Consider the following 1898-nt stretch of genomic DNA (forward strand, 5'->3'; position numbering starts at 1 on the left):
TAACGAGGCTGTAGAAAAAGTCGGTTTTGACATTGCATTTTCTACTACCCTTCTTAATTTTTAACTTTTGCTACTTTGCCTTGAAGATGAGGATTTTTCAATTTTATTGATGGGATTTTGGGATAATTTTCTTTTCGGCGATTTTGTATTAGCTATAGCCTGATTTTAGGGGCTTCACAGAGCGGTATTTACCGTCATGTGGTATTAGCTTTATGCCGCTAACTGTCCGTAATTCTTGAGTTTCTCAATATTGTGTATCAAACAGAACAAATACCACTGGCCTTGCACCTTATTTTTGCCACGCAGGCTGAAGCGTTTGAGATTCTTGTTGGTCCCTATGTTGCCGAACACAGGTTCAACCACGGACATGCGGTGACTGTAAATTTGTTTGCCCTTTGGGCTATCAACCCGATGTTTCATCCAGTCGGTGTAGTTGGGTGCTCTAGTGTCATTCAGTGCGAAACTGACTTGCCGACCATTCCCCTTTCGATGTTCAGCGGCACTGGGATTATGCATGCATTGATGCTTTTTATCGCAGTTGCGGCATTGTAATAACTTGCCTTCGAAGAACGCTATTTTTATGCCTAAGTCATTCTCTCGTATGCCTCGAAAACTGATAGATTCCCCCGCTGGACAGATACAACTATTGTTCACTGGATCGAAGCTAAATTCACTGGCAGGAATGATGGCTTTTTTGCGTACCTTGTTATCTTGATGGCGTCTGCCGTGTTTATGCTTTTGCTCATTAAACTTGGGGTCGCGGCTCCTAAATTGGTTATCAGGAATGTAGGCATTAATGTCATTATCATGCAGATATGCATTGTTCAATTCGTTGGCAAAACCTGTGTCTGCGGTGATGATAGTTTGCGCTTTTAAAATATCGTCACTAATAGCTAAACGCTTAAACCGCGCTTGAATACTTTCAAGTACGGGCTGCAACGTGTGCTGCTCTTGGCCGCTACCAAACACTTGGGCGTCAACGATAATTTGGTATTTTTTATCCACCGCTGCCACCCCGTTATAGCCTTGAATGGTGCCCTTACTGGTGGTCATCTTGGCTGATTCATTATCAGTAATATTACTCTTCACTTCTTGTGGACGTTTACCTGTCCCCATCCGTGGTGCGGCGTCAGCTTCCTTTAGAAAGGCATTTATTTTGTCATGCGCTTTATTCAAGGTATCGATAGTTTGCGCGGTGCGCTGTTTGCGTACTTCATCCACAGACTCACACTTATCAAGCTTCTCATGCTGGTCCATCTGATAGCGGATTTGACGTTTAAGTTTATCGCGTTTTTCTTCCAACTCTTTAAATGTGCCAGACCATTCTTTGGACGCATTTGATGACATTTTACACCCGTCTATGGCAAACAATTCATTGCCCAATAAACCTTGGGTATGGCATATCAACAGCACTTGCTCAAAGACGCTTTCAACCTCTTTTTTACGTCCACTGACAAAGCCTGCAATGGTTGTAAAATGCGGCACGGAATCGCAACTCAGAGCTTTGAAAATGATATTGGTTTCGCAGCACCACTCAATTTCGCGGCTTGAAGTAATGCCTTTAGAATAGGCAAACAAAATGATTTTCAATAACGCTGCGGGATCATACGCAGGACGGCCTGTCGCATCATTCTGGTACTTCGGATAAAACACCGATATGTCTAACCTATTATCAATCAAATGATGAATAGCATGTTCGAACGTACCTGATTGAAGTTGGTCTTGAAAGTTGATTACAACCATAGAGTTTTGTTGATAATTGAGTGGGATAAAACGTGGCATCACCAAGGCTCCTGTGCCTAATTGATAATACCTATTGGATCACAAACGACGATCGGTGGGAAGTGAATAATGATGGTTTTTTGAACTATTTTAGGGTTTTTCTACAGCCTCAACGC

At 42.5% G+C, this 1898-nt stretch carries 1 protein-coding gene; it reads right to left on the reverse strand.

Annotated features, from left to right (window positions below; genetic code table 11):
* Positions 1–210: 210 nt before the first annotated feature.
* Positions 211–1782: a transposase gene (locus tag ABKW31_RS22865; protein ID WP_348619028.1), complete on the reverse strand. Its 1572-nt coding sequence runs from the start codon at positions 1780–1782 to the stop codon at positions 211–213.
* Between the last annotated feature and the right edge of the window lie 116 nt (positions 1783–1898).

Source organism: Paraglaciecola sp. 25GB23A, assembly GCF_040012495.1.
Taxonomy (GTDB): domain Bacteria; phylum Pseudomonadota; class Gammaproteobacteria; order Enterobacterales; family Alteromonadaceae; genus Paraglaciecola.